General features: G+C 38.0%; 24 protein-coding genes and 3 tRNA genes. 17 read left to right on the forward strand and 10 right to left on the reverse strand.

The window, feature by feature from the left end; translation table 11 throughout:
• Positions 1-154 precede the first annotated feature (154 nt).
• The 3 genes from rpsO (at position 155) to aroF (ending at position 2,428) form a co-directional block, all read left to right on the forward strand.
• Positions 155-424, forward strand: a complete 270-nt coding sequence (gene rpsO, locus ACM03V_RS30490; RefSeq protein WP_414624562.1) for a 30S ribosomal protein S15 — start codon at positions 155-157, stop codon at positions 422-424.
• 18 nt (positions 425-442) lie between these two features.
• A complete protein-coding gene (locus ACM03V_RS30495; protein ID WP_414624563.1) occupies positions 443-907 on the forward strand; it encodes a PAM68 family protein in 465 nt (154 codons plus the stop codon).
• A 465-nt stretch (positions 908-1,372) separates the two neighbouring features.
• A complete protein-coding gene (gene aroF, locus ACM03V_RS30500; protein WP_414624564.1) occupies positions 1,373-2,428 on the forward strand; it encodes a 3-deoxy-7-phosphoheptulonate synthase in 1,056 nt (351 codons plus the stop codon).
• A 235-nt stretch (positions 2,429-2,663) separates the two neighbouring features.
• On the opposite strand, the gene ACM03V_RS30505 is transcribed toward aroF, so the two are convergent.
• The 3 genes from ACM03V_RS30505 to ACM03V_RS30515 all read right to left on the reverse strand — a co-directional run bounded on the left by ACM03V_RS30505 (position 2,664) and on the right by ACM03V_RS30515 (position 6,303).
• A complete protein-coding gene (locus ACM03V_RS30505) occupies positions 2,664-3,566 on the reverse strand; it encodes a hypothetical protein (RefSeq protein ID WP_414624565.1) in 903 nt (300 codons plus the stop codon).
• A gap of 254 nt (positions 3,567-3,820) precedes the next feature.
• The gene (locus tag ACM03V_RS30510) at positions 3,821-4,390 is read right to left on the reverse strand and encodes a DUF1517 domain-containing protein (protein ID WP_414624566.1); all 570 of its coding nucleotides are present in this window, start codon (positions 4,388-4,390) and stop codon (positions 3,821-3,823) included.
• A gap of 353 nt (positions 4,391-4,743) precedes the next feature.
• Positions 4,744-6,303, reverse strand: coding sequence for a pentapeptide repeat-containing protein (locus ACM03V_RS30515; RefSeq protein WP_414624567.1), 1,560 nt, complete (start codon positions 6,301-6,303; stop codon positions 4,744-4,746).
• A gap of 192 nt (positions 6,304-6,495) precedes the next feature.
• Here ACM03V_RS30515 and ACM03V_RS30520 point away from each other — a divergent pair, with 192 nt between their 5' ends.
• Positions 6,496-7,335: a prephenate/arogenate dehydrogenase gene (locus tag ACM03V_RS30520; RefSeq protein WP_414624568.1), complete on the forward strand. Its 840-nt coding sequence runs from the start codon at positions 6,496-6,498 to the stop codon at positions 7,333-7,335.
• A gap of 54 nt (positions 7,336-7,389) precedes the next feature.
• Here the strand turns inward: ACM03V_RS30520 and ACM03V_RS30525 are convergent, their stop codons facing one another.
• Positions 7,390-7,770 carry a DUF4359 domain-containing protein gene (locus ACM03V_RS30525; RefSeq protein ID WP_414624569.1) on the reverse strand — a complete coding sequence of 127 codons (381 nt, stop codon included), beginning with the start codon at positions 7,768-7,770 and terminating at the stop codon, positions 7,390-7,392.
• A gap of 126 nt (positions 7,771-7,896) precedes the next feature.
• On the opposite strand from ACM03V_RS30525, the gene ACM03V_RS30530 reads away from it, so the two are divergent.
• From ACM03V_RS30530 to ACM03V_RS30545, 4 genes are all read left to right on the forward strand, one after another.
• A tRNA-His gene (locus ACM03V_RS30530) sits at positions 7,897-7,969 on the forward strand.
• A gap of 270 nt (positions 7,970-8,239) precedes the next feature.
• Positions 8,240-10,057, forward strand: a complete 1,818-nt coding sequence (locus ACM03V_RS30535; protein ID WP_414624570.1) for an ABC transporter ATP-binding protein — start codon at positions 8,240-8,242, stop codon at positions 10,055-10,057.
• Positions 10,058-10,306: 249 nt separating this feature from the next.
• Positions 10,307-10,388: transfer RNA gene (locus ACM03V_RS30540), tRNA-Tyr, on the forward strand.
• 63 nt (positions 10,389-10,451) lie between these two features.
• Positions 10,452-10,523, forward strand: a tRNA-Thr gene (locus ACM03V_RS30545).
• Positions 10,524-10,934: 411 nt separating this feature from the next.
• Here ACM03V_RS30545 and ACM03V_RS30550 read toward each other — a convergent pair.
• Positions 10,935-12,128, reverse strand: a complete 1,194-nt coding sequence (locus ACM03V_RS30550) for a pentapeptide repeat-containing protein (RefSeq protein ID WP_414624571.1) — start codon at positions 12,126-12,128, stop codon at positions 10,935-10,937.
• Positions 12,129-12,243: 115 nt separating this feature from the next.
• Between ACM03V_RS30550 and ACM03V_RS30555 the strand changes: the two genes are divergently transcribed.
• The 6 genes from ACM03V_RS30555 to ACM03V_RS30580 all read left to right on the forward strand — a co-directional run bounded on the left by ACM03V_RS30555 (position 12,244) and on the right by ACM03V_RS30580 (position 17,260).
• Positions 12,244-14,454: a Z1 domain-containing protein gene (locus ACM03V_RS30555; RefSeq protein WP_414624572.1), complete on the forward strand. Its 2,211-nt coding sequence runs from the start codon at positions 12,244-12,246 to the stop codon at positions 14,452-14,454.
• Between the two features lie 188 nt (positions 14,455-14,642).
• Positions 14,643-15,518, forward strand: a complete 876-nt coding sequence (locus tag ACM03V_RS30560; RefSeq protein ID WP_414624573.1) for a hypothetical protein — start codon at positions 14,643-14,645, stop codon at positions 15,516-15,518.
• A 15-nt stretch (positions 15,519-15,533) separates the two neighbouring features.
• A complete protein-coding gene (locus ACM03V_RS30565) occupies positions 15,534-15,881 on the forward strand; it encodes an STAS-like domain-containing protein (RefSeq protein WP_414624574.1) in 348 nt (115 codons plus the stop codon).
• Entirely contained in the window at positions 15,881-16,483 is a 603-nt protein-coding gene (locus ACM03V_RS30570) for a hypothetical protein (protein ID WP_414624575.1), read from the forward strand. The genes ACM03V_RS30565 and ACM03V_RS30570 overlap by 1 nt, the downstream gene beginning before the upstream one ends.
• Positions 16,484-16,577: 94 nt before the next feature.
• The gene (locus ACM03V_RS30575; RefSeq protein ID WP_414624576.1) at positions 16,578-16,904 is read left to right on the forward strand and encodes a DUF433 domain-containing protein; all 327 of its coding nucleotides are present in this window, start codon (positions 16,578-16,580) and stop codon (positions 16,902-16,904) included.
• Complete coding sequence (locus tag ACM03V_RS30580; RefSeq protein WP_414624577.1) at positions 16,901-17,260, forward strand: DUF5615 family PIN-like protein; 360 nt, start codon at positions 16,901-16,903, stop codon at positions 17,258-17,260. Before ACM03V_RS30575 ends, ACM03V_RS30580 begins: the two co-directional genes overlap by 4 nt.
• 22 nt (positions 17,261-17,282) lie before the next feature.
• On the opposite strand, the gene ACM03V_RS30585 is transcribed toward ACM03V_RS30580, so the two are convergent.
• The 4 genes from ACM03V_RS30585 to ACM03V_RS30600 form a co-directional block, all read right to left on the reverse strand.
• The gene (locus ACM03V_RS30585; RefSeq protein WP_414624578.1) at positions 17,283-17,984 is read right to left on the reverse strand and encodes a DUF433 domain-containing protein; all 702 of its coding nucleotides are present in this window, start codon (positions 17,982-17,984) and stop codon (positions 17,283-17,285) included.
• A gap of 224 nt (positions 17,985-18,208) precedes the next feature.
• A complete protein-coding gene (locus ACM03V_RS30590; protein WP_414624579.1) occupies positions 18,209-18,823 on the reverse strand; it encodes a type II toxin-antitoxin system PemK/MazF family toxin in 615 nt (204 codons plus the stop codon).
• 9 nt (positions 18,824-18,832) lie between these two features.
• The gene (locus ACM03V_RS30595; protein ID WP_414624580.1) at positions 18,833-19,315 is read right to left on the reverse strand and encodes a type II toxin-antitoxin system antitoxin SocA domain-containing protein; all 483 of its coding nucleotides are present in this window, start codon (positions 19,313-19,315) and stop codon (positions 18,833-18,835) included.
• 143 nt (positions 19,316-19,458) lie between these two features.
• Positions 19,459-19,767 (reverse strand): helix-turn-helix domain-containing protein, encoded by a 309-nt coding sequence (locus ACM03V_RS30600; RefSeq protein ID WP_414624581.1) that lies wholly within the window; start codon positions 19,765-19,767, stop codon positions 19,459-19,461.
• A gap of 172 nt (positions 19,768-19,939) precedes the next feature.
• On the opposite strand from ACM03V_RS30600, the gene ACM03V_RS30605 reads away from it, so the two are divergent.
• On the forward strand, positions 19,940-20,164 hold the full coding sequence (locus ACM03V_RS30605; RefSeq protein WP_414624582.1) for a hypothetical protein: 225 nt from the start codon (positions 19,940-19,942) through the stop codon (positions 20,162-20,164).
• A complete protein-coding gene (locus ACM03V_RS30610) occupies positions 20,164-20,568 on the forward strand; it encodes a type II toxin-antitoxin system VapC family toxin (RefSeq protein ID WP_414624583.1) in 405 nt (134 codons plus the stop codon). Before ACM03V_RS30605 ends, ACM03V_RS30610 begins: the two co-directional genes overlap by 1 nt.
• 85 nt (positions 20,569-20,653) lie before the next feature.
• On the opposite strand, the gene ACM03V_RS30615 is transcribed toward ACM03V_RS30610, so the two are convergent.
• Positions 20,654-22,891: a hypothetical protein gene (locus tag ACM03V_RS30615; protein ID WP_414624584.1), complete on the reverse strand. Its 2,238-nt coding sequence runs from the start codon at positions 22,889-22,891 to the stop codon at positions 20,654-20,656.
• Between the two features lie 758 nt (positions 22,892-23,649).
• On the opposite strand from ACM03V_RS30615, the gene ACM03V_RS30620 reads away from it, so the two are divergent.
• Complete coding sequence (locus ACM03V_RS30620) at positions 23,650-24,843, forward strand: glycosyltransferase family 4 protein (protein ID WP_414624585.1); 1,194 nt, start codon at positions 23,650-23,652, stop codon at positions 24,841-24,843.
• Positions 24,844-24,906: the final 63 nt, after the last annotated feature.

Raw genomic sequence — 24,906 nt, forward strand, 5'->3', positions numbered from 1 at the left:
GAGTTAGGAGTTAGGAGTTAGGAGTTAGGAGTTAGGAGTTAGGAGTTAGGAGTTATCTCCCCATCTCCCCATCTCCCCACCTCAATTCACCCACAGCCAAATGCCTGTGATAATATGAGAAACTGCTGCCTAGATTAGAGAAAAAAGCCGGGTTATGAGTCTAACACAAGAAAAAAAGCAAGAGTTAATCACTCAATATCAAGTCCACGAAACCGATACTGGTTCTTCTGACGTGCAAGTTGCTATGCTCACCGAACGGATTAACCGTTTGAGCAAACATTTGCAAGTTAATAAGAAAGATCATTCTTCCCGTCGCGGATTATTGAAGATGATTGGTCAACGTAAGCGTCTTTTGTCTTATATTCAAAGTGGAGACCGCGAACGTTATAAAACTTTAATTCGCAGTCTCGGTATACGTGGATAAAAAGAAGAGCCGCTGATTATGTCTGCCGAATCTGAACGCAACCGCTTACCTTTTGAACCGAATAAAAAACGCCAAAAGCCAGCAAAAGCCAACGCTCAAACGCCAATTGTTAAGGAAGTTGAAAAGGGAGATTCCAAAAAACCTCCTTTTACTAAACAAGAAATGGCTATTCCCCAAGTTGTCAGCCAGCGAATGGTTAGACGTGTAGCTTGGTTATGCGGAGTACCATCTGTACTGGGTATGTTGACTTTAGTTGTCAGCTATTTGCTGATAATTTATGCCGATATCAAGCTTCCTCCCCTGCTTGTATTGCTTGTCAATATGGGGCTATTTGGTTTAGGAGTTTTGGGAATTACCTATGGAGTTCTTTCGGCTTCCTGGGAGGAACAAAGAGCGGGTACTCTCATTGGTTGGAGCGAATTTACTACCAACTTCGGACGAATGGTAACAGGTTGGCGCGAGACTCGGCAAAAAAAAGTTTAATTTTAGCGATGAACTTCGTTTGATGGCGATCGCCTAGTTAAGTTAATAAAAATGAAAGTTAATGAAGGATGAAGGATGAAGCATAGTTTTCGTTCTTCATTCTTTGTTTAAAGGAACATCTTGCACCAATTTTGTTTAGCCCGACAACCCACCTTGAAATAAATTGATGCGGCTGATATACAAAGTACGTTGAAACGCACTAAAAGCCTTTGCTAGTCTGATTTATCAGACTTTATATGTGAGCCTGGGAATTTATTCCAAGGCGGTTGTAAAAGCTAAGTGGTAATGGTGCAAGATATGAGTTTAAAGGAACATTGGGGAGATAGGGAGTGGGGGTAGAAAATTTTTAACTCCCAACTCCCAACTCCTAACTCCTAACTCCTAATTCCTAACTCCTAACTTCTAACTACTCCCTATTAAGTTAAATTTTAGATAGCAATCAAAATAAATATTGGGAAGCTCTGCATGATTATAGTAATGAAAGTCGGTTCCCCCGAAGCGGAAATTAAACGTATTAGTGAAGAAATGATTAGTCGGGGGCTGACACCGGAGAAAATAGTCGGCCAACATAAAGTAGTAATTGGTTTAGTTGGAGAAACGGCAAGTTTAGATCCGCTGCAAATTCAAGATGAAAGTCCTTGGATTGAGCAGGTATTGCGGGTAGAAAAGCCTTACAAACGCGCTAGTCGCCAATTTCGTCACGGGGAATCTTCAGGAATTGTAGTTAATACTCCCGATGGTGAAGTTACTTTTGGTGAAAATTATCCTTTGGTGGTAATAGCCGGGCCTTGTTCGGTAGAAAATGAAGAAATGATTATAGAAACAGCAAAGCGCGTCAAAGCTGCTGGGGCTAAGTTTCTACGTGGTGGTGCTTACAAACCTCGTACTTCACCTTATGCTTTCCAGGGACATGGTGAAAGCGCTTTGGAATTGTTAGCGAAAGCAAGAGAAGTCAGCGGGTTAGGAATTATTACCGAAGTAATGGACGCTGCTGACTTAGACAAAATTGCAGAAGTTGCAGATGTGGTTCAAGTGGGAGCGAGAAATATGCAGAATTTCTCATTGCTCAAAAAAGTTGGAGCGCAACCAAAGCCTGTTTTATTGAAGCGGGGAATGGCTGCGACTATTGAAGAATGGTTAATGGCTGCTGAATATGTTCTTGCTTCGGGAAATCCCAACGTAATTTTATGCGAACGCGGTATTCGTTCTTTCGATCGCCAGTATACTCGCAATACCTTAGATTTATCTGTAGTACCCGTTTTGCGAAAGCTGACTCATCTACCAATTGCGATCGATCCTTCACACGGTACGGGTTTATCAGAACTTGTTCCTTCAATGGCAATGGCAGCTATAGCAGCAGGATGCGATTCCTTAATGATAGAAGTTCATCCCAACCCCGCCAAAGCCTTATCAGATGGGCCTCAATCTTTATCACCAGAACGCTTTGATAAGTTGATGCAAGAATTATCAGTTATCGGTAAAGCCGTCGGACGTTGGGAGTCAGCTGTGGCTGTGGCTTGACAAGAGATGGGGGAGAGGGGGGAGAGGGGGAGATGGGGGACAAGGGGACAAGGGGATGGGGAGAGGGGGTAGAATTTAATTGGTTACTGGTCACTGGTCACTGGTTACTCTTAACTCCTAACTCTTAACTCCTAACTCCTAACTCCCAACTCTTAACTCTTAACTCTTAACTCTTAACTCCTAACTCCCAACTCCCACCCAATCCAAAATCTAAAATTCAAAATCCAAAATCCGTTTACCGTCTTCTACGTCCGCTGCCAAAACCACCGCTACTACGGCTTCTGGAGGAACGGGAGCGGGTTCCGCTACCGAAACTGCTGTTGGAAGGACTGTTTCTTACTGACCTGGATTTACCGGATTGCTTTAGGGTGCTGCTGCCAAATCCGGAACCTGTTGAGCGACTGTTACCAGTAGTTCTACTAGGAGTAGAACGAGTATTAGTTCCGAAACTTGAGCCTCCGGAATTTCTTCTTCTAACGTTTCCTGTGGTGCGGAAAGTGGTACGGTTTCTGACTGCTGCGGGTGGTTCGTTGTAGCGTTGACGATAACTGTCTACTGCTCCGTTATAGCTGCTACCATATCCACCAAAACCAGTATAACTAGTCCTTCCCGGCTGATATGCGGGTGGTACGTAGTACTGGGGTCTAAATAACAAACTACCAATTGCTTGACCGGCGATCGCACCAGCGAAAGGTGCCCAAAAGCCGTTGCTGCGTTGAACTACAACGGTTCGTTCTTGTCCGGTTTGGGGGTCGGTTTTTGTTTCAGTAACGTTTTGAGTGTATGCGATTTGAAAGTCTGGAGTTAAATAAAGTGCGGGCTGTCCGTTTTCTACTTTTAAATAACTATTTTTACCTTCTTTGATTTGTTCTTCGGTAAGACGAGCCATTTGCAACTTATCGGTTTTAAAAGTTGGAGTAGGGCTATTTAACAAAAATAGCGTGTATTGTCCATCTGCATCGTTGTAACTAGCTTGCTGTACGGGATATTCACCATCACTGATTCGGGTATTAGTTGAAGTTCGAGTTACATTTCCAGCCTGCGGGGTGCTTGTTGTAGTTCCGCCACCACAAGCAACTGTTGTAAAACACAAACTCAAGGCTAAAAAAACCGCTGTAAATTTACGCAAAATTGTCATAATGTGATAATTCTTCTTCTATCTCTGAGCTTAACAACTTCTTTATAGCCGCGATCGGTACGGAGAACCGAATATTAGGAAGTTAGGAGTTAGGAGTTAGGAGTTAGGAGTTAGGAGTTAGGAGTTAGGAGTTAAGATTATCCTTGTCTCCCCATCTCTCCATCCCCCCATCTCCCCATCTCCCCATCCCCCCATCTCCCCATCTCCCCATCCCCCCATCTCCCCATCTCCCCATCTCCCCATCCCCCCGCATCTTACAAGGGAATTAATTCTGTAAAATGCTGTAATAACTGGTCGTTAGTCAGTTCGTCACCTAATTGTGCTGGTGAGAAGTGTACTTGAACCGCTCGTAATTTGTTTTTGTAATGTAAATCAATTAAAGCCTTTAAAGCTTCTTGCATAGCAGCAATATTTGATAAGTCCTCTTCTAATTGCGGTACTTCTCCTTCATAAGCCACTGTAATCATTACCACTACATTGCGGGTTACGGGAACGGAAAAAGAATCGTTAGAGTTGGAATAGTTGGATGGTGGTTCGCTTAAATAACGTTCTCCTGAGTCGGTAAATAATTCTTGAAAGTAGTCTCCTGCGTCTTCTTCCTTCCAAAACACATCACCTTCATTAGCGGAGGACATCCAAGATTCATCGTAATCCAATAGATTTTCGCAAATCGAAACTAATTCTTCTCCCATAACCTTCATATCACCTTCAGCATCAATTGCTTCTGAAGCGCTACGGTTTAATGCTCCTAAAATCGGTGCAACCTCCGAACCGCTTAGATGCAGCATGATCCGACAAACTACATACCGGGTACGACCCATCATTTTATTGAACATTATCTTGCTCCTGTGTATATTATTGAATCAATATTATTATGGTTTGGTAATTGGTAATTAGGAATGGGGCATTGGGAATAGGGCATTGGATATTAAATATATTCTTTTAGATTTTTTTAATTTATTTATTACATATGCTGTTAAGATAGCGACGCTATGTGAGTTGTAATCGCTGCTAAGAATTAAATAATTGTTAAATAATACTATAGATGTTTTCTATTTAAGTTTAAACAACTATAAATACTAAAAAATTACTATCAAGTATGAAATATTTGAACTGAATAATTATGCCTCAAGGTTATTGCACTATTTCCTATTCCCAATGTTCTATTCCCAATGTCCTAATTTATATAATGAAAACCTTTAAAGAAATCTACAATCATATTTACAGAAGGTTGCCTAGATTTAGAAAGTTCGCTTAATTCATCTTCATAGGTCGCGGCTTCTATTTGGGGATGGTCAATTAATCTTTTGCCAAAATGCGGGCTGTCGTAAATAATTAGATTTTTGGCGTTAGAATTTGTTAAAATGGTTTGAGTAGGAGCTTGGAAAAAGCTTAATTGTGCTGCTATTCGTAAAACTTTAGTGCTATCTTTGATAGTATTTGAATTCTGTTTTGCTTGCTCCAATAAATTAGTTAACTGCTGCATTTGTTGAATGTTGATTAGTTGTTCGTTTGGATCTTGGCTGGCGATCGCCTCTACTGCGGTATATATACTTTTTTGGGTAACAGCAGCATCTTTAAAGGGAATAATTGCCATATAAGCAACAGGAAATAAACTTTCGTCGCTATCTACACGGAAAGTAAAAACAGTGCGACGGCGACCAATTTCCACGCTTGGGGGTTGCTTTAATCCTCGATATTTTTGAATAATTTGAAAATAAGCACCTGCTAAAGCAAAATTAGCTTCTGGATCTAAAGGTCTATCTATGATAATCCTAATAGTAGGAGGAGTTTCGTTGAAAAAGTCTCCTGAATCTTCAGCATTCAAATGATGAATAATTGAGCGATCGCCTTTTTCACTCAAATCTACCCATTCACAAATCAACATATCGGTTTTTAAGCCAAATCGAGAGGTAGCATAAAGTTTTGCGCCGGTTAAAGTTGCTCCAGTTAAATCTGCACCAACCCATTCAGCCTCAATTAATTTTGCTTCAGTTAAATCGGCATGAACGAAACTTGTGTTAGTCAAATTAGCATTGCTTAAATCGGCACCTGCCAAATTAGCACCGCTTAATTTAGCACCGCTTAAATCTGCCCACTGTAAATTAGCACCTCTCAAGTCAGCCCATCGAAGATTTGCATCGCTAAGATTCGCACCGCTAAGATTCGCGCGAAACATATTCACCTGACGAAGTTCGGCTTCTCGCAAATTAGCACCGCTCAAGTCAGCACGAGCTAAATCCGTAGCATTCAAAGTCGCTCTTTCCAAATTTGCTGCAACTAAAGACGCACCTTTAATACAAGCTTGATTTAAGTTAGCATCTCGTAAAACAGCATGACGAAGTGTCGCTTCGCGCAAATCAGCATTACTCAAGTTAGCTTCTAATAAATTAGCGCGACTGAAATCAGCACGAATTAATTCACTTCGGATTAAAGAAGCTTTAACTAATTGAGCATTACTCAAATTAGCTCGAATTAAATTAGCTACATTCAAACTAGCTTTATAAAGATTTGCACCTTCAAGATGAGCGCCACTAAGCCTTGCGACATTAAGATTAGCACCACTAAAATTAGCTTTAGCAAGATTAGCGCCACTAAAATTTACTATGCTTAAATTAGCATGACTGAAATCCACACCAGTGAGTTTTACCCCACATAAATTAGCTTCGCTGAGTTCGATACCGCTAAAATCGGTAAATCCCTTCGCGTATTTTTCCAATAATTCTTCTACATTCATCGATGCTACCTCTGATTTTTTGAATAATTGCTAAATTATGCGGTTTTTAAGTAATATTTAATTGGGAATTGGGCATTGGTAATTGGTAATTGGCAATAGAGTCGCAAGTTAAAAATTATTTTCCCCTTGTCTCCCTATCCCCCAATCTCCCCATCTCCCCCCATGCCCCATGACCTATTTTTTAAATTAAGTATGATAATCGGCATAGTTGGACTGGGATTAATAGGTGGTTCTTTAGGTTTAGACTTAAAGAAACAAGGACATCATGTTTTGGGAGTCAGTCGCCGCGATTCAACTACTCAAAGAGCAATTTCTATGGGTGTTGTTTCCCAAGCTTCGGTTAATATGAGCTTGCTGTCGGAAGCAGAGGTAGTATTTATTTGTACGCCTCTGGGATTTATTATTCCCACACTTGAGCAATTGATTGCTCATTTACCAACTTCTTGTGTAATAACTGATGTTGGTTCGGTGAAAACCCCTATTGTCAAAGGCATTTCACCCGTATGGGAAAATTTTGTTGGGGGACATCCAATGGCGGGTAGCAACGATTCTGGTATAGAAGCTGCACGTTCAAATTTATTTAACGATAAGCCCTACGTACTTACACCTATAAATACAACTCCGACAAAGGCGATCGCAGTTATTGAAAATCTTATTAGTCAGCTTGGCGTTAATATTCATTACTGTTCCCCAGAGGAACACGATAAAGCAGTCAGTTTAATTTCTCATTTACCAGTCATGGCGAGTGCTTCCTTGATTGCAGCTTGCGAGAAAGAACCCGATTCACAAGTGCAGACTCTAGCTCAAAAATTTGCTAGTTCCGGCTTTCGCGATACATCTCGCGTCGGTGGAGGTAATCCGGAATTGGGGGTAATGATGGCAAAATACAATCGAGAAGCGTTGCTGATGTCGCTGCAAAGTTATCGCTCAAATCTTGATGAATTGGTTAATTTGATTGAACGAGAAGACTGGGTGAGTTTAGAGCAAATTCTGCATTCAACTCAAGAAGCGCGGGGTAAGTTTGTTGAGTGAGGAGTTAGGAGTTAGGAGTTTACAATGCCCTTCGGCCCTATCCCCCATCTCAAATCATTCCTTTTCTGCTTTATAAGTAAAGAAATTATCTAAAGCTGCTACAGTCTCGAATTTATATGAAGGTATGAGAGAGTTGATTTGCAAATTTGTACTGTAAACGCTAAACAAAATATAATCCTGTTGTTGGGTGGATGCTTTAATTATCTGCTTGATTTGGGGGCTGGCTGAATCGATCAACTTTGCACAGTTGAATTTGATTAAATTATCTAATAAGTTCGGAGTTTTACTGCATCCCTGTTCTTTTAAATACTCGCTTAATCGTTGAGTAGCGTATTCTTCGTACTCAACTCGCGATGGATTTGTACCAGCCATTGCTACTCCTAACGCAATTAATACGGCGGCTCCAGCATATGCAGCAATACTTACAACTTTCATTATCTCTAAATATAAAAATTAACTATTTGACTACTAGACTCTAGATTATCTGAGTCCGTTCCAAAAAAATGCTTGATAAATTCATTTATAAGCTGCTATACTAAAAAATAAGTTAAATATGGCATGGCGATCGTAGCCAAGTGGTTAAGGCAGAGGCTTGTGGTGTCTCCATTCGTGGGTTCGAGTCCCATCGGTCGCCCTTTTAACAATTAATTATTCCTACAGCGCATTTCACTATTGGTGGTGCGCTTTGTTTGTTTTAGGTTTGTAGTTTTGTAGTTAAGACTTTAGTCTTTTAAGCTCAAAGCCCCAAAGCTACTCTTAAGATCAAACTACCCCTGAATCATCTGGATTTTCCTGCTCCACTTCTATCCAAAGGATGATTTAGATATTTAGCTATTGATCTCTTTGTACTACAAGTGTAGTATAAAACGTTGAAGGCGATATTGGACAAATTTTTCAGCTTGTCATGGCAAACTTACGAGATATCGTTAATTATTTTCGTCCCTACTGGAAGCTGAGTATATTTAGTATCGCAGTATCCAGCGTTTATGAAATTTTAGATTTATTAGTACCTTATGCAATTGGACAGATACTGAACCTACTTTCCGGGCAACCGTTAGATGGGTTTTTGAGAAGTGCGATCGCGACAATTTCTGATATAACAAACTATCCTGCAAACAAGAATTTATCTTTAGGTATTTTACTAGGTTTAATTTTTGTAGTTACAGTAGTGAGAGCGCCGACACAGCCGTGGTTGAGCGGTTGGTTCCACTGGGATATTGCCTTAAAAGCAAAACGAAACCAAAGTCAAAAAGCAGTAGAGAAGATTCTCACATTACCTTTAGAGTTTTACGATGAAAACAACCCTGGAAGGATAGCATCAAGAGTAGCAAAAGGAATTACAAATCATACTTTTACTTATCCAGAAATCACCGGACAATTTTTTCCTAAACTGTTTAGAGTTTTGGGGATTTTTGTATTTATTTGTTTCGTTGATTGGCGGATTGCGGCTTTATTTTTGATTTCCTTTGTAATTATTCTCATCTTTACTTTAAAGCATTTACAGCTACTAATTAAACAAGAAAGTTGTTTAGATAAATACGGGGAAAATACAGAAAGTCGGACATCAGAAATTGTCACCAACATCAAAACAGTGAAAGCATTTGCCACCGAAGCTAAAGAATTGAAGAGGCAAAAACAACGCTTTGAACGCGAATTGAAGGTAGTGACATATCGTATCCATATAGGTTACATAAAGCTGAATACCTGGCAAAAAGGCGTAATTCAGTTTTGCGTGTTTATGGTACTTGGTTTAACTTTAGCCGCAACCATCGAAGGTAGAATTACCTTGGGTAATTTTATTGCCACCTTGACATTATCGAGCATGGCATATGCCGAGTTAGAACCAATTAGCATCCTTGCAGAGATGTTTGCTCGTCGTTATAGCTCCATGTTGCGATTCCACGAATTTCTTCAAGAGCCATCGGGAGTTGATTCCGAAGGACTTTTAGAAGTGCGGAAACCAGAAAAAGCCTACAATTTTACCGGAAAAGTTGAATTATCCCATGTCAGCTTCGGTTATGAACCCAGCAGACGGATTTTACACGATATTAATCTGTTAATCGAACCATATCAAACGGTGGCATTAGTAGGGCGTAGCGGCTCCGGAAAATCAACTTTGGTAAAACTGCTGTTTCGTTACTTTGAACCGCAAGCAGGGAAAATACTCATTGATGGTGAAGACATCCGTAACTTAAACGTAGGAGAATATCGGCGCAGATTGGCGATCGTTCACCAAGAAGTAGATATTTTCAACGGTACGGTTTTGGATAACCTGACTTACGGAAATGAAACCGCGAGTTTAAAACAAGTAGAAGAAGCCTGTAGAATCGCCAAACTCGACGAAGTAATTAGTTTACTACCCGAAGGTTACTATACCCTAGTCGGCGAAAGAGGAGTTAGATTATCCGGTGGGCAAAGACAGCGAGTTGGAATAGCCAGAGCATTGTTAGTTAATCCCGACGTACTCGTATTTGATGAAGCCACATCCAGCTTAGACTACGAATCCGAGCGATCGATCCAATTAGCAATGAGTTCCATCCAAGGAACCCGCACCACCATAGTCATCGCTCATCGACTGAGTACCGTCAGAGAAGCCGATAAGATTGTGGTTTTGGATAACGGCAGAATCGTAGAAATAGGCAGCCACGACGAGCTATTACAAGAGCAAGGGATTTATAAGAGATTGCATTCGTTGCAAGAGACGGGGGAGCTTCTCAGTTAGCAGTTAGGAGTTGGGATTAGGTAGAGGGGGTAGAGGGGGAGGGGGTAGAATTTATAATTCAAAATTCCTAACTCCTTGTCTCCCCATCTCCCAATCTCCCAATCTCCCCATCTCCCCATCTCCCCATCTCCCAATCTCCCAATCTCCCCATCTCCCCATCCCCCACCCACACTAGCTTTCAGAAAAATATCTAAAAAACGTTGGTATTTTCCAGACCTTGTGATACTATTAGTAATCGTGAGACGACATGGGTCGGTGTCCGAGTGGTTAATGGAGGCGGACTGTAAATCCGCTGGCTTCGCCTACGCTGGTTCAAATCCAGCTCGGCCCATCTCACATCTAGGTTTTGGATTTACTTTGATAAAAATCCAAGACCTAGATTTAAAAATTTTTTGCCGATGTAGCTCAGTGGTAGAGCACACCCTTGGTAAGGGTGAGGTCACGAGTTCGACTCTCGTCATCGGCTTATTTGGATTTTAACAGCGGATGCGTTTTTTTGGATTGTCTTTTGTAGGGTGTGTTACGGCACTAAATGTATTGAAGAAAGTCTAGTATGTATCTAAAGCCGTAACGCACCATCCGAGATTAAAGATTGTTTTGATTAAATTTTCCGCCTTTTGCTTAATATTATTGTGGCTTACGGCTATGCGGGCTTTTAAGTTATAAACATCGTTAAAAATATGATTTAAACCCTTGGTGACGGGGTTATTTTATTTTTCGATGTCCATAGTAAATTTAGGAACTCTGCAAATACGCTTTCAGAATTGTTGAAGGATTTGAAGATGGCGATCGCACTTGCGGAAGGTAAGCTGGTGATGCTGATGTGACTGAATAGATTCATAAGTTAAAAGTAATAATTAAGCTGACGGGCAAAAGCTTAGGTGTTGCTAAAATCATCATGAATGCTACCATCAGGCATTGTTGCTCCTTCTAAATATGTATCGTCCAAATTAACACCACTTATATTTGCACCAAGAAGATCGGCATACTTAAAGTCAGCAAATTTCATTGTAGAACAACTCAAGTTCGCATCTTTAAGAACAGCACTTCTCAGATTTACATTCGTGAGGTCAGCATTACTCAAATTAGTACCACTTAAATTGCAACCGCCCAAGTTACAATCTCTCAAATTAGCACCTACTAAGCAAGCATTATTAAATTTAGCAAGGGTAAGATTGGTTAAGCTTAAATTCGCATAATCAAGTTTAGTATTACTGAAGTTGGTTTTTGTTACATTGGCATGGCTAAGATTAGCGTTGCTCAGGTCAGTTTTATTAAAGTTAGCATTGCTCAAGTTAGCACTATTAAGATCGGCACCGACTAAACAATTTGCTTCTAGTTCAGCATTACTGAGATTGGCATTAATTAACTTGGCTTCACGTAAATCTACCCATCTTAATTCTGCTTTGCTCAATTCGGCATTAGTTAAATCTACTTTCCTCAAATTTGCTCTTAGTATTTTTGCATTATGTAATTTTGCTGTTTTTAAGATAGCTCCACTAAGGTTTGCCCATTGAAGCTCACTATTTTGCAGGCAAGCACCACTAAGGTCTGCATCAACTAGTTCTGCGTAAATCAACTTGGCTGTTTGCAGGTTAGCTTCACCAAGCTTTGCCGATTTTAAAGATGCTCCATTTAATGTTGCCCCTTCTAAATCCGTTTCTCTCAAATCTGCTTTATCGAGATTTGCATTACTTAAATTAGTGTTACGAAATATCACTTTGTAAAGTATTGCCCCAGTGAGATTTAAGTCTGTTAAGCACAATCCACTAAGATCGGACTCACTCAAGTCCACTTCAAAAAAATCCCTTTCTCCATCTGCATATCGTTTACGAAATTCTGAACCAAGCATTCGCATTGAGGAAACTGCTTTTAAGGGAAAAAGTTCACACAAGTCGCAGCCAAAGTAATTGCACAAAACTTCAGCAGTGTTACAGTCAATCCGGTCAAATTCCTCTCTATAAAGCCGACCGATGGCATTGATACTAAGACCAGTTTCTTTACCTAGCTGGTACTGAGATAGCTGTTTTTTGTCCATCAAGTTCTTTAAGTTGCAGCGAATTTTTTTCACGGTCGCTAATGTTGCCTTTTACAGATAACAGGATGTATAATCACTGCTAACTATAGCATAGTCTACTCACGCTAGTGAATATACGATAGCGTTAGTAATATACGATTGAAAATAAATGTCTAATTGTTCTAAAACAGTTGAAATTATGGAAACTACCGTTCAAACAAGTGACTCAAACAGATTATGGTCGCCGGTAATTGGTGAAGAGACACAAGTTTTACTTAATCACCTTGGTCTTCCTGATGAAGAGAGCCGAAATAGGATACAGAACGAGGCAATTCAGGTAATGGAGAAGTGTGTACCACCAACTTCACTTAGTGGCAGCAAGACAGGAATAGTCAATGGACTTGTCCAAGCTGGTAAAACAATGGGTTTTACAACAGTTACAGCTTTAGCTTGTGACAATGGCTACCGAATGGTGATTGTAATTGCAGGAACTAAAACAAACCTATTTAACCAGTCAAATAAAAGGCTGACAAAAGATTTACGCTTGGATATACGCAGCGACCGCAAATGGAAATATTTTGAAAATCCACGAGAGAATAAACGACGAAATATACAAAGTACTTTAGACACATGGAATGATTCTTCAGTACCGGAAGACGAGAGACAAATAGCACTTTTAACGGTAATGAAGCAAAATCATCACCTGCAACATTTGAAAGACTTGCTTGGCAATATGGATTTGCAAGGAGTACCAGTACTAATAATTGATGACGAGGCAGATCAAGCGGGGCTGAATAACAAAGTCAATCAAGGACAAATAAGTACAATTTACCGCCACTTGATTGAGCTTCGACAACGACTTCCTCATCATTCTTTCTTGCAATATACTGCAACACCACAAGCCCCTTTACTAATAAATATTGTTGATTTACTTTCGCCAGACTTTGCTGAAGTGCTGACTCCTGGTGCGGATTATACAGGAGGTAAAGAGTTTTTCCTAGAAAATCCAAAACTGATCAAAACTATACCATCTGAAGAAATTCCGACTAAAAACAATGAGGTTATTGAGACTCCTGAAAGTTTCTTGTATGCCATGAGGTTGTTCTACCTGGGAGTAGCTGCTGGTTATGTTCAGGATAAAGGTAGAGGTAATCGCTCAATGATGGTTCATCCATCACAAAAAACTGCTCCTCATGGAGAATATTTTCATTGGGCTAGACAGGTAAATAATCAATGGAAAAAAATTATATCTGAGGATACAAAAGAACTAAGTCAAATAAAATTACTAGGAGATTTTAATAAAGCCTATCAAGACTTAGTTCAAACTGTCCCTGACTTACCATCTTTTGAAGAACTTGTTAACACTCTTCCACGTGCTATTAATCAGACGAATATCCAAGAGATAAATGCTACTGGAGGAAAAACGCCGCAAATTGATTGGAGAAATGAATATGCTCATATCCTTATTGGTGGACAAGCAATGGATAGGGGTTTTACAGTAGAAGGATTGACTGTAAGCTATATGCCTAGAGGTGCTGGTGTTGGAAACGCAGATACTCTCCAGCAGAGAGCGCGTTTTTTTGGATACAAGCGCTCATATTTAGGTTACTGTCGTGTTTTTTTGGAGCAGGATGTAAAAGATGCTTTCATCAGCTACGTAGAGCATGAGGAAGAAATACGCGAACAATTGAAAATATACGGAAGCAGACCGTTAAGTGACTGGAAACGCGCCTTTTTAATGGGTAATGCTCTCAAAAAGCCAACTAGAAAAAATGTATTAGATTTACCTTTGATGAGAGGTGGATTTAGCAATGATTGGTATGCACCTAATTATCCTCATGACTCGGATGAAAATGTTATCAACACAAATCGGGAGTTGGTAGATAAATTTTGGTCCCATTTAACTCATATGGATGAAAAACAGTTCGGAAAAATATTGGTTAAAAAACACTCATTTGCAACTGATATTCCTTTACAAAAGACTTTTGAACAACTTATTATCAATTTTCGCACAACGCACCCGAGTGATTCGCTACGATTGACTGGACTCATACTACAAGTAGGGCATTACTTGAAACAAAATCCCGATGAACTCTGTGATATTTACTTCATAGATAAGGGTAATCATCAACGTAAAAGAACTGTCGGTAATTCAGGTAAGTTAAATTTATTTCAAGGAAGAGACGCTTCTTCAGAACCAGGAAAATACCCAGGTGACAGAAAAATTAAGGTTGATGACAAATTGACCATTCAAATCCATAAACTCAAACTTCATTTAGATGAAGAGGAAGAAATTGATAATGTTAGAGTAATTGCTATATGGGTTCCAAAAAAAATGGAGCTTGATTGGGTCATCCAAAATCAAGGCGGTGTCTTGTAAAAGTAGTTGTTATTTGATAAATATGCTGGGTTTCGTTCCTCAAAAATCACTTCTTACAACAGAGAAAACCTGTTGCTAAAAAGTAACTCGCCACCCTACAATTTTTTGTTAATTGAATATCGTAAATAAAGTAAACTAATTAACAACTTTTACCTGTATTATTTTAGCCAAAGTTTTGAACAAAAGTTGTGAGCCTCATTTTTAATGTCCCTACCGTTAACGATAAGTTAAAAGACTTTGAGCGGCTGTTCGAGTTATGGCAAAAGGTCGAAATCGAAGCAACAGAAGTAATATTTGATTTTTCTCAGTGCTGGTTTTTACGACCAAATGCTGTTGCTTTTTTGGGTGGTTTAATCCGCTTGATTCAAATTCGAGGCGGAAATATTACATTTAGATGGGATACTCTTCATAAAAATGTTAGAAGAAATCTTGAACAAAATGGTTTCATGTATGTTTTTGGGGACGACAAAGAACCTTGGCAAGGTAACTCCATTCCTTATAGAGAAGATCGATATCAAGATAAGGATAGTTTAGTTGACTATCTCGCAGAACAGTGGTTAGGTAGAGACTGGCTTCATATAGGTCAGATTTTACAAAGTGTCATTGTAGGAACAACGCTCGAAATTTACGCGAATGCTTTTGAACACGGGCAAACAGAGATTGGCGTATTTAGCTGCGGACAACACTATCCTAATTTAAGCGAACTTAAACTAACGGTAGTTGATTTTGGAGTGGGAATTCCTCATAATGTACGTAATTTCCAACAAAACCTGAATCTACCAGCAGACAAAGCGCTTGAATGGGCTTTTCAACCAGGTACAACAACTAGACGCGGTAATGTAACAGGTGGTATTGGACTTGAAAGCTTGAAAAGGTTTGTTCAGATAAATAAAGGAAAACTTGAAATTTTCAGTCATGATGGATATGTCATAATTGATAAACAACAAGAAACTTATAGTAATTTGTCTGCTTTTTTCGGAGGTACGCTGGTTAACATCACACTTTCATGTGATGAGTCTTATTATTCGTTGACCTTTGAGCCAGATGACGAGCCATTATTTTAAGGGAAGATTTAGGCGATGAAATACGAAATTCTCACCCTAATAGGCAAAAACTGCATTACACCTGAAGATGGTCAAAAGGTGTATGAATTGGCTCATGCAGAATTGTTAGCAGAGCAACCTATACAATTAGACTTTGCTGAAGTCAAAATTTTTGCTTCTCCATTCTTCAATTTTGCAATTGGACAACTTTTAAAAGATATTCAGCCAGAAAGTCTAAATCGTCTTTTAAAAATTACTAACTTGAATCCAGTTGGTAAGCAAATACTTAAACGAGTTATCGAGAATTCAAAGCTGTATTATTCGGATGAGAATAACCGCAAAGCAGTAGATGAAGCGTTGAGCGAACAAGCTGAGAGTGCTTAATGGTAAGCTATACAGTAAGAGCGAAAGTAGTTGATATTCGTTCTGATACGCCTAAAAAAGAAGATACTTTTCTAGTAGATACTAATGTTTGGTACTGGCTTACTTATACTAAAGCTAGTACTCCTGCTTTATTACCTAAAATAACCCATTATTCTTCATATTTTTCCAAAGCACTGAATGCCGAATCTTTTCTTTTATACAATGCTCTTTCCCTTGCAGAGTTAGCACATAATATTGAGAAAACGGAAAGAAGAATATTTTCTTCAAAAATAAAACCGAAAGAATATCGTCACAATCATTCAGCAGAAAGAACTACGGTTTTTAACGAACTAGAAGCAGCTTGGAGTCAGGTTACATCGATTGCGGTATGTACTGATATATTAGTTAACGAAGCTACAGCAAAAGCCGCGCTTCAAAGATTTGAAACTGAATTGCTTGATGGCTACGATTTGCTGATATTAGAAGCAATGGACAAAGCAGGAGTCAAACAAATAATTACCGACGATGGCGATTATGTAAACGTCTCAGGGATTACAGTCTTTACAGCTAATAATAATGCAATCGCCGCTGCAACAAGTCAAGGAAAGCTATTGGTAAGGTAAAAGTGTATTTCTGGTAATAGTTACTTCACAAAATGATTTTTAAGTTGTTGAATTAAATATATTTAATATAAAAACTAAAAAATAGGACAAACCAATGCAACTCTCAGACTACTTTAACTTTCTTGCTCCTAACGACATTCGTATAAAAGGTTCTCGTATCGGTATAGAAACCATTTTAGATGAATACATTTATCATCGTCATTCCCCAGAAGCAATCGCTGAAACTTATCCTAATCTTACCTTAGAGCAAATTTACGCGACTATTCTTTATTACTTACACAACCAAGAATCAGTTACTCAATATATGGCAGAGTGGTTAAAATACTGCCAAGAATCTGCAAAACAGCAAGATGAAAATCCACCCGAATATATTTCGAGATTGCGTCAAATGAAAGCTGCTCAAAGAGGGATGATTTCATGACAATCAACTATTTGATTGATGAAACCTTACCACCTATGTATAAAGAGCAATTATTACGTTATCAATCAGATTTAACTGTTTTAATGGTTGGAGAACCTGCTACTCCATTAAAAGGAACCCTAGATCCCGAAATTTTGACATGGTGCGAGTTAAATAATTTTATTCTTGTCACCAATAATCGTACTTCTATGCCAGTTCATTTAGCTGAACATTTAGCGCAAAATCACCATATTCCTGGTATTTTTGTGTTTCGTAGAAAGGCAACTATCGGACAAATTATCGACGATTTGATTTTTATTGCTCAAGTAAACGAATCAAAAGAATTTCAAGATCGTATTACCCACATTCCTTTATAATTCTTCTTTTAAACATCTTCACTCATGCAGCCAATGCCAATTCATAACGAATAGCTTCTTCGACTTTTAGGCGATCGCACTGATAATCTTGGGCTAATTCGTCAATTGATTCTCCAGCACCATACCTTCCTGCCAAGATACTTGTGGGTACTCCAGTTCCTTCTAAAACAGGTTGTCCAAAAGATACTAATGGATTTATGACAATCAACTTTGGCGTTCCAGTTTCGTTTGTGCGAGTAAAAGGATAAAGTATCGCTGGTAAATCATCTTCATCCCATTCAATTCGTTTTAAATAAATTTCAACAATTTCTGGTATTACTAACTGTCCGCTTTTTGAAGCATTAACTAAATACCCTAAATGTTCAATAAATAAATCGATTCCATCGGTATAAAGTTTTTTGTTGGCAAGGGGATGCTGCATTCCCGTGTGGCTTTGAAGATATAAAACCCCTTGTCTAACTTTTTCTAAAGGTACTTTATGATAGCGTCGGATAGCATTAAGAACGTGTAATTCTATCAAATTAGTAAAAGATAATAATCGTTCATCTGGTTTTGGAATCGTAACAACTGGCTCGAAGCGTTTTGAACCAGATTTAGTTTTATAACGAGCGCCAAATACCCAAGAACGCACGGTCGAATATGGTACGCGCAAATGGTGTACCGCTTCAGCTACGCTATAATTCCCAATGTTGCGGGGATCTTTACCTTGATAAAGGTCGCTCAATAGTAAATCTCCAAAGTTTACGTTTGATATTATTTATTCTAAAACCTAATCGTCCATTTAACTTAAAAGGATGTTTTAAAAGTATCCGGCGACTAAAAGTCGCTACTACATAGGCAAAGTCTACCTGCGTTGACTAACTAACTTACAACCCGCGCAGGCGGGTTTTGCCTGTGTAGTCGCGACTTCTAGTCGCCAGGTTAAGTATATAACTTTAAAAACATCCTCTAAAACTCAACATCATCAATCATTTCTTCCAAAGCCGACTCCTGATTATCTGCCGATAAATTGTCAAACACTTGATTTAAAATATCTGAAGATACATTTTTCACAAACCAATCATCGCCAGGATTTTCTTGAATATCTAAAAAATATTTTAAACGTTCTTCTATAGCTTGTTTATCAGGTTTATCTATTTGTCCAATTCGAGTTAACCAATCTCCTTTTGCATCTTTAAAACAGTTGGCATCAACGGTAAAAATATCATGAACTAAAGCAAAAGATTGTTTTTCAAAGCCATTTTTACTTGTAGGATTAATTGGGTAAATCGTAGGTAATCCTTTATCTCTTTCTCGGATATCAAAAGTCAAAGGAATTCCAGTAAAAGTATCTACATAGTTGATACCATTTTGAAATTTATCGGATTCCCAGATAATATAAGGCTGTTCTCTACGAAACACTCTACTATAATTAATTATTTGCCTGCAATCAGCAGTTTTACAAGAAAAATTATCCGATTTCTCTAAATTATAAAAGTGAATATGACCGAGTTTGCAACGAAGAAATACTCGGTATGGAGTGATAAAATATATCCAGCCCTGTCTCGGTTTGTTTCCAGCCACTTGATAGTTCTAATTTAATTCACTGACTAATTTTTCTCGTTCTAATTGTAGATTAAGTTTAACTTTTTCTTCTGGTTTATATTTATCTTTAACCTCAACCATTGGAGCAGTAGTATATACATAATCTAACAATTCCTTAATTTTATCTTGTCCAGTCCCTGCCCATTCTCTTCTAATATTATCAAGGATTAATTTTAAGCTTAGAGGTAATTGTAAATCATCAATAGTTTTTGCTTTTTCACCAAGTTTAATAAGTACTGTATTATATTCAGTTTCTATACTAATTTCTTTACCATTCATCTTATCTAAAGCAGTATTTATATCTTGATGCCAAGGACTTAAATGATAATAATACCAATTTAGTTCTGTAAGTTGTTTTCCCGTCCATTTTACAGAATAAAGGTCAGCCAAATACAAAAACCGGATTAGCTGTATTTTAGTAATATGACCTTTTGTCGCGTATGCAAAATATTTTATAAGTTTGTCTAACATTGCTTTTAACTATGCATGGTAAAAGTATAGTTGACTTAAGGCATTAATCAAATAAACAAGCCAGCATCAATATTAAAGAAATCACCTAAAGCTTTTGCTTGTGCTTGTGCTTTGCTAATTTCTCGCTTTCCATTAATAACTTCTCATACTACACCGCTGGAACCAATTACATCAATTAAATCTGCTTGTTTCAAACCGCGAGCTTCCATTAAATGTAAAAGCATCGATAATGGAGTTGTTTCACCCATCGGATATGTCTCATTTTCATATTTTTCTATTAACGTAATTAATAATTGATATAAAGCCGATTCTTCCGAAGTTCTGTTAGTTTTGTGTGCTAGTTTTTCCGCTATTAATATTGCTTGTTCGTTTTCTGCATCAGTTGTAATTACTTTTGGTTGGTATTTAGCTAACAACTGAGCGTAAGTTTCTCGATTAAAAGTAATAGTCATTTTTCCACTTGTCTAATAATAATTAGTTTAAAATTAGAAATAGTTAATCTATAAAATTGATCGTAAAATAAGTTAATAATGCAGTAGTGGTGTAAAGTTTTTTACAGATATACTATTAAAAGATAAGCTAGTAGTTGACATTTTTAGTAAATTACATTGGGAGAAAGTTTAGATGAATATAGAGCAAGCAGTGTTAGAAAAATTACGCCATTTATCTGTTGATAAACAGCAACAACTTTTAGATTTTGCAGAATTCTTGTCTCAGAAGACAATCCCTAAAACTCCTTTACAAAATATTAGAGGATTATGTGCTGATTTAAAAGTAGATGTTACTGAAGAAGACATTGCTCAAGCACGTCAAGAAATGTGGGGCAATTTTCCCAGGGATATTGTTTAATGACATCGGTAGTCGCAGATACACATACTTTAATTTGGTACGTTTTTGACTTACAGAAATTGTCAGAAATTGCATTAACAACCTTGGAAAGAGCAGTTGATACAGGTAATCCGATTTACGTATCTGCTATCACAATCGTAGAAATTGCTTACTTAGTAGAGAAGGGACGTTTTGCTCAAGAGGTGTTAACACGAATTTTAAATGCTTTGGATGACCCAAATGTAGGTATCATGCTTATACCTCTGGATCGAAATATTTCAGGAGCAATTGTGCAAATTGATCGGGGAACTGTTCCTGATATGCCCGATAGAATTATTGCTGCTACAGCTTTTTCCTTAAGTATTCCTTTGGTTACTCGTGATTCACGAATTCGAGCTTTGACGACTATTACTACTATTTGGTAAAAAGCCTTAAATTACCTTCGTCAAAACTCAGAAACCCGATTTCTACCAAAAAACCGGGTTTCTGATAATTGATAATTGTTAACTGCTAACTATTAAACCGATACATCATCACCTTAGCTTTGGCATCTTCTTCAACAAATACTAAATACTCACCGTTTTTACGTCGAAAAGCCCGCACGCCATAAGGTATATCAACCCAACCAGTTTCCCCGAAGACTTCCGCGCCGGGTTTCAAAATCTTTACCTGTCTTCCCGTTTTGGCATCATAAACGTAAACTTCTGCTTTCTTGACGGTGACGGCGAATACATAATCCCCAGCTATACTCATGGCTGCTGGATTCAATACTTCCGGAGGTGCGCTTTTATCTACGGGAAGCACTATGCGATATTTTGGTTTGCGGTTGCCTTTGCTCCAGTTGTCGTAACGAGCGATTTCCGAGCCGATTAATTTCGCGTAATCGTTGTTAATTGCAGGATTGTCTGGCGTGTAACCCGATAAATACATGGTGTCGGTTTCGGGGAAATATTCGATTCTGCGTAAGTCACCAAATATTTTTGGATGGTTGATTTTTTCCATCTTGCTGTAACTATAGATGGGGTTACCATTTTGATCCAATCCTTGTAAAGGAAAATGACGAATTCCAACACCATCTTGAGTACGTAAACTTTTCCAAATATCGCCTTTACTATCTACCCACCATCCACCAATGTAGGGATGATCTTTACTTTTATCGTATTCGTTGCTTTCAAATTTACCGTTACCGTTTTTATCCCGCCAAATCCATTCACCTTCCGAAGGCTGAAACGGAGGATAATCACCTCCTATCGCTTTTTTACCATCTGGATGGCTAACAACAAACATTCCTGAAGGTATGGCAATTTCACCGTCGGCTTGCTTATTAAAACGGAAAATTTGCAGCTTGCCACCATACATATCTGTTAGGAAGAGAAACTTTTTACCTTGGATGCGACGTACAAAAGGTGCATCTGATGGGATATGCAAGCGGGGATCTTGAGGATATTTGAAAGCGTTTAAAGTATAGCCTTGATAAGTTGCTTCCTTCCCAGGTGGCTTACTATAATCCATTGTGAAGCGTTCGTTTTTTGTAAATACATCCAAGCCGTTTGTTTCTGGATCGACATCGGCGTTATCAAGGAATTGTAAACCTAATAACTTCCACTGTAATTTACCCGATGCGGAAAAACTGCGTAAATCTACTCCAGAGCGTTCAAACCCATCATTACTAACGTAAATATTGCCCCAGCTATCGCTACCGACTCCGGAAATACCGTAAAATTTTAAATCTTTAACTTCTCCGGGAATTCCCGCATAAATTCCACCTTTTTCCCCAAAAGTTCCTATTTGTTTGGATTTATTTCTAATATCGTAAATTAGAACTTGCTGGCTCTGACTATTTTCTGCAACTAAGAGTCTACCGCGATTATCAACAGCAATTGCACTGGGATTTTTTAATTCGGAAATAACTCCAACTAATTTTTTACCTTCTTTTGAATAATTTACAACTTGGTTATTTTGGATTATCCATAAATTACCTGTTGTATCGACAGCAATATTTCCGGGTTTTGCTAAATCAAAACTGCGTAACTCCTGCATCGTCTCTGTGTCATAGACGCGCACCTTATTCGCCGCACTATCGCTAACAAATAACTCTTTACCTACAGTTGCTAGTCCAGTGATTTCATCTTTTTGACTGACAATTAACATACTTTTATCCCACCCCTTCCCATTCGCAAAAGGAGCGGTTTTTCCTGTTAAATCGTAGCGTCTGACACAGTACCAGTTCGTTCCTTTTGGCGGGAAACCATCTTTCTTTTGATCGATCCCCGATTGCTCCATCGCCACATATATATATTTTTTATTGGCAGTAATAGCAACTCCACCGCTTCTTCCCCAACCGTGTAAATCCTCCGCTTTTCCGATTACGTCCCCGTTTCTATAAATCCCAACTTCTCTACCTGCTTCATCCCATTCGCTATTGGTGTAAATTGTTCCATCAGGAGCCACATACATCCCGCTAATTTGGATTTGTACCCATTTATCACCACCACCGAAACTATTACCAATCCACGAAGTTGTATAACGAGTTGAAGAAGCAGCAGGGGTTATTTTTTCATCGAAGTGAATTGCAACTATAATCGAAACAGCTAAAGCAGCGCTTAAAATTAAGAGAAATTTATCGGTTTTTCTATATTTAACATTTGCGCTACTAAACAAATTTTTTAAGTATGAGAAAAAATTTGCTATATGACTAGTCTGCTTTTGGATAAATTGACCAAAACGTCTTAGTAATTCTTTGTTCATAAACTTGTTTAATTCTAATTTTACAACTATTTTTAATCCCGATATCGACTTTAAATATTAGAATAATTGATGGAAACAATAGACATTCTTCTTGTTAAGGTTTTACAAAATATGGTGAAATATTGGCTACAAACGCTGTTTAGCTACAAATTAACCTATAATCTATAAAACTAAATAATTTAGTAATAATTTAGGTTCTAATTTGATTAACATCTTATTGTAACTAATTTAAAAGTTTATATGAGAAATAAATAAAAATAATAAAAATCTTATATTTCTTCCCTCCAAATATCTTATACTTCATGTACGGCAATAACTTTGCAATTCAGCTTTCATCAACAAGGATAATGATTAATTGCAAATCTTGTATTTGTTTTACATAAAATTCATCAAAATAACACAAGATTTTTAAATAGGAATTAATTATTTTCAATATGCAATATAACAATAGATAATATTAGCTCTAGAAGGCAAAAAGTAGCATATATTACATAGTGTTGATTGTAAAATATATTTATTGTAAATAGCTTCAAAGTCATTAATTGCTAAATATTAATCATTTATAACCGTCATAATTAATCATATGCGTTATTCGATAGAATTATAGTTTCTCCACAAAACAGGTAAAAAGAGGTGTCAACAAGTTAGAAGAAGACGGATTATATCCTCGTAACGATATATATAGATAGTGAATAAACCAGTTAATTCGGGTTTAATAGATATCAAGTTAAAAGTTCAAAGATAATTTTATTAATTGTATGGAAACAGCAAAAGTGATATGTAACGAAGCAAATTATACCTCTATGAAGTCCGCATCAATACTTTGTTTGGGTTTGGGTTGGTTTCCTAAAACCCCTGGAGGCTTAGAAAGGTATGTTTACGAACTTACACACAGACTAGCCTCAAATAAAGACCAAGTGGAACTATGTGGGGTTGGTTTACCCGAAGATGAAACCAATCTACCCATCAAAATGACAAATTTAGCCGCACCCGATACGAGCATATTGCAAAGATTGTGGAGGGTGAGGAATAACTTTAAAAAAACTAGAATAACTAAGCCAGATGCAGTAAACTTGCATTTTGCTTTATATAGTCTGCCAATATTAGACTTAATCCCCGCAGATGTGCCAATAACCTTTAATTTTCACGGTCCTTGGGCATCCGAATCTCAGGAAGAAGGGGTTGATAACATTACGGCTTTGCTCAAAAAATCCTTAGTAGAAAAAAGAACTTATAAACGCTGCGATCGCTTCATTGTTTTAAGCAAAGCATTCGGTAATATTCTGCATCATAAATACCAAATTCCCTGGGAAAAAATTCATATAATCCCCGGCGGAGTAGATATAAATCATTTCAAACCCGACTTATCTATTCAAGAAGCACGTACCAAGTTAGGATGGTCTTGCGAACGTCCAACTATATTTACATCTCGACGTTTAGTACATCGTGTTGGACTTGATAAATTACTCACAGCCATAGCTCAAATTAAACCAAAAATTCCCGATATCTATTTGGCGATCGCCGGAAGAGGGCCGTTACAAACCAGCTTACACCAACAGGTTACGGAATTGGGACTTGAAGACAACGTTAAATTTTTAGGTTTTCTACCCGACGAACTTTTACCAGTAGCTTACCAAGCAGCAGATTTATCGATAATGCCTTCACAATCTTTTGAAGGCTTTGGTTTAGCAATAGTAGAATCTCTCGCTTGCGGCACCCCCGTTATCTGTACCCCCGTAGGTGGAATGCCAGAAATTCTCGAACAATTTTCACCCGATTTAATTACGGATTCTACTGAAGTAAGCGCGATTGCTAAGAAATTAGAACAGGTATTTAGCGGGGAAATAACCAAACCTTCACGAGAAGAATGTCGGGAATATGCGGTTAACAACTTCGATTGGGATAAAATCGCCCAAGAGGTAAGAAAGGTTATCTTAGGTGAAACAAGGTAGAGGGAGATAAATAGTTAGGAGTTAGGAGTTAGAAGTTAAGAATTAAGAATTATAATTTCTACC

It is taken from the genome of Calothrix sp. CCY 0018 (genome assembly GCF_963920925.1).
Taxonomy (GTDB): Bacteria; Cyanobacteriota; Cyanobacteriia; order Cyanobacteriales; family Nostocaceae; genus Rivularia.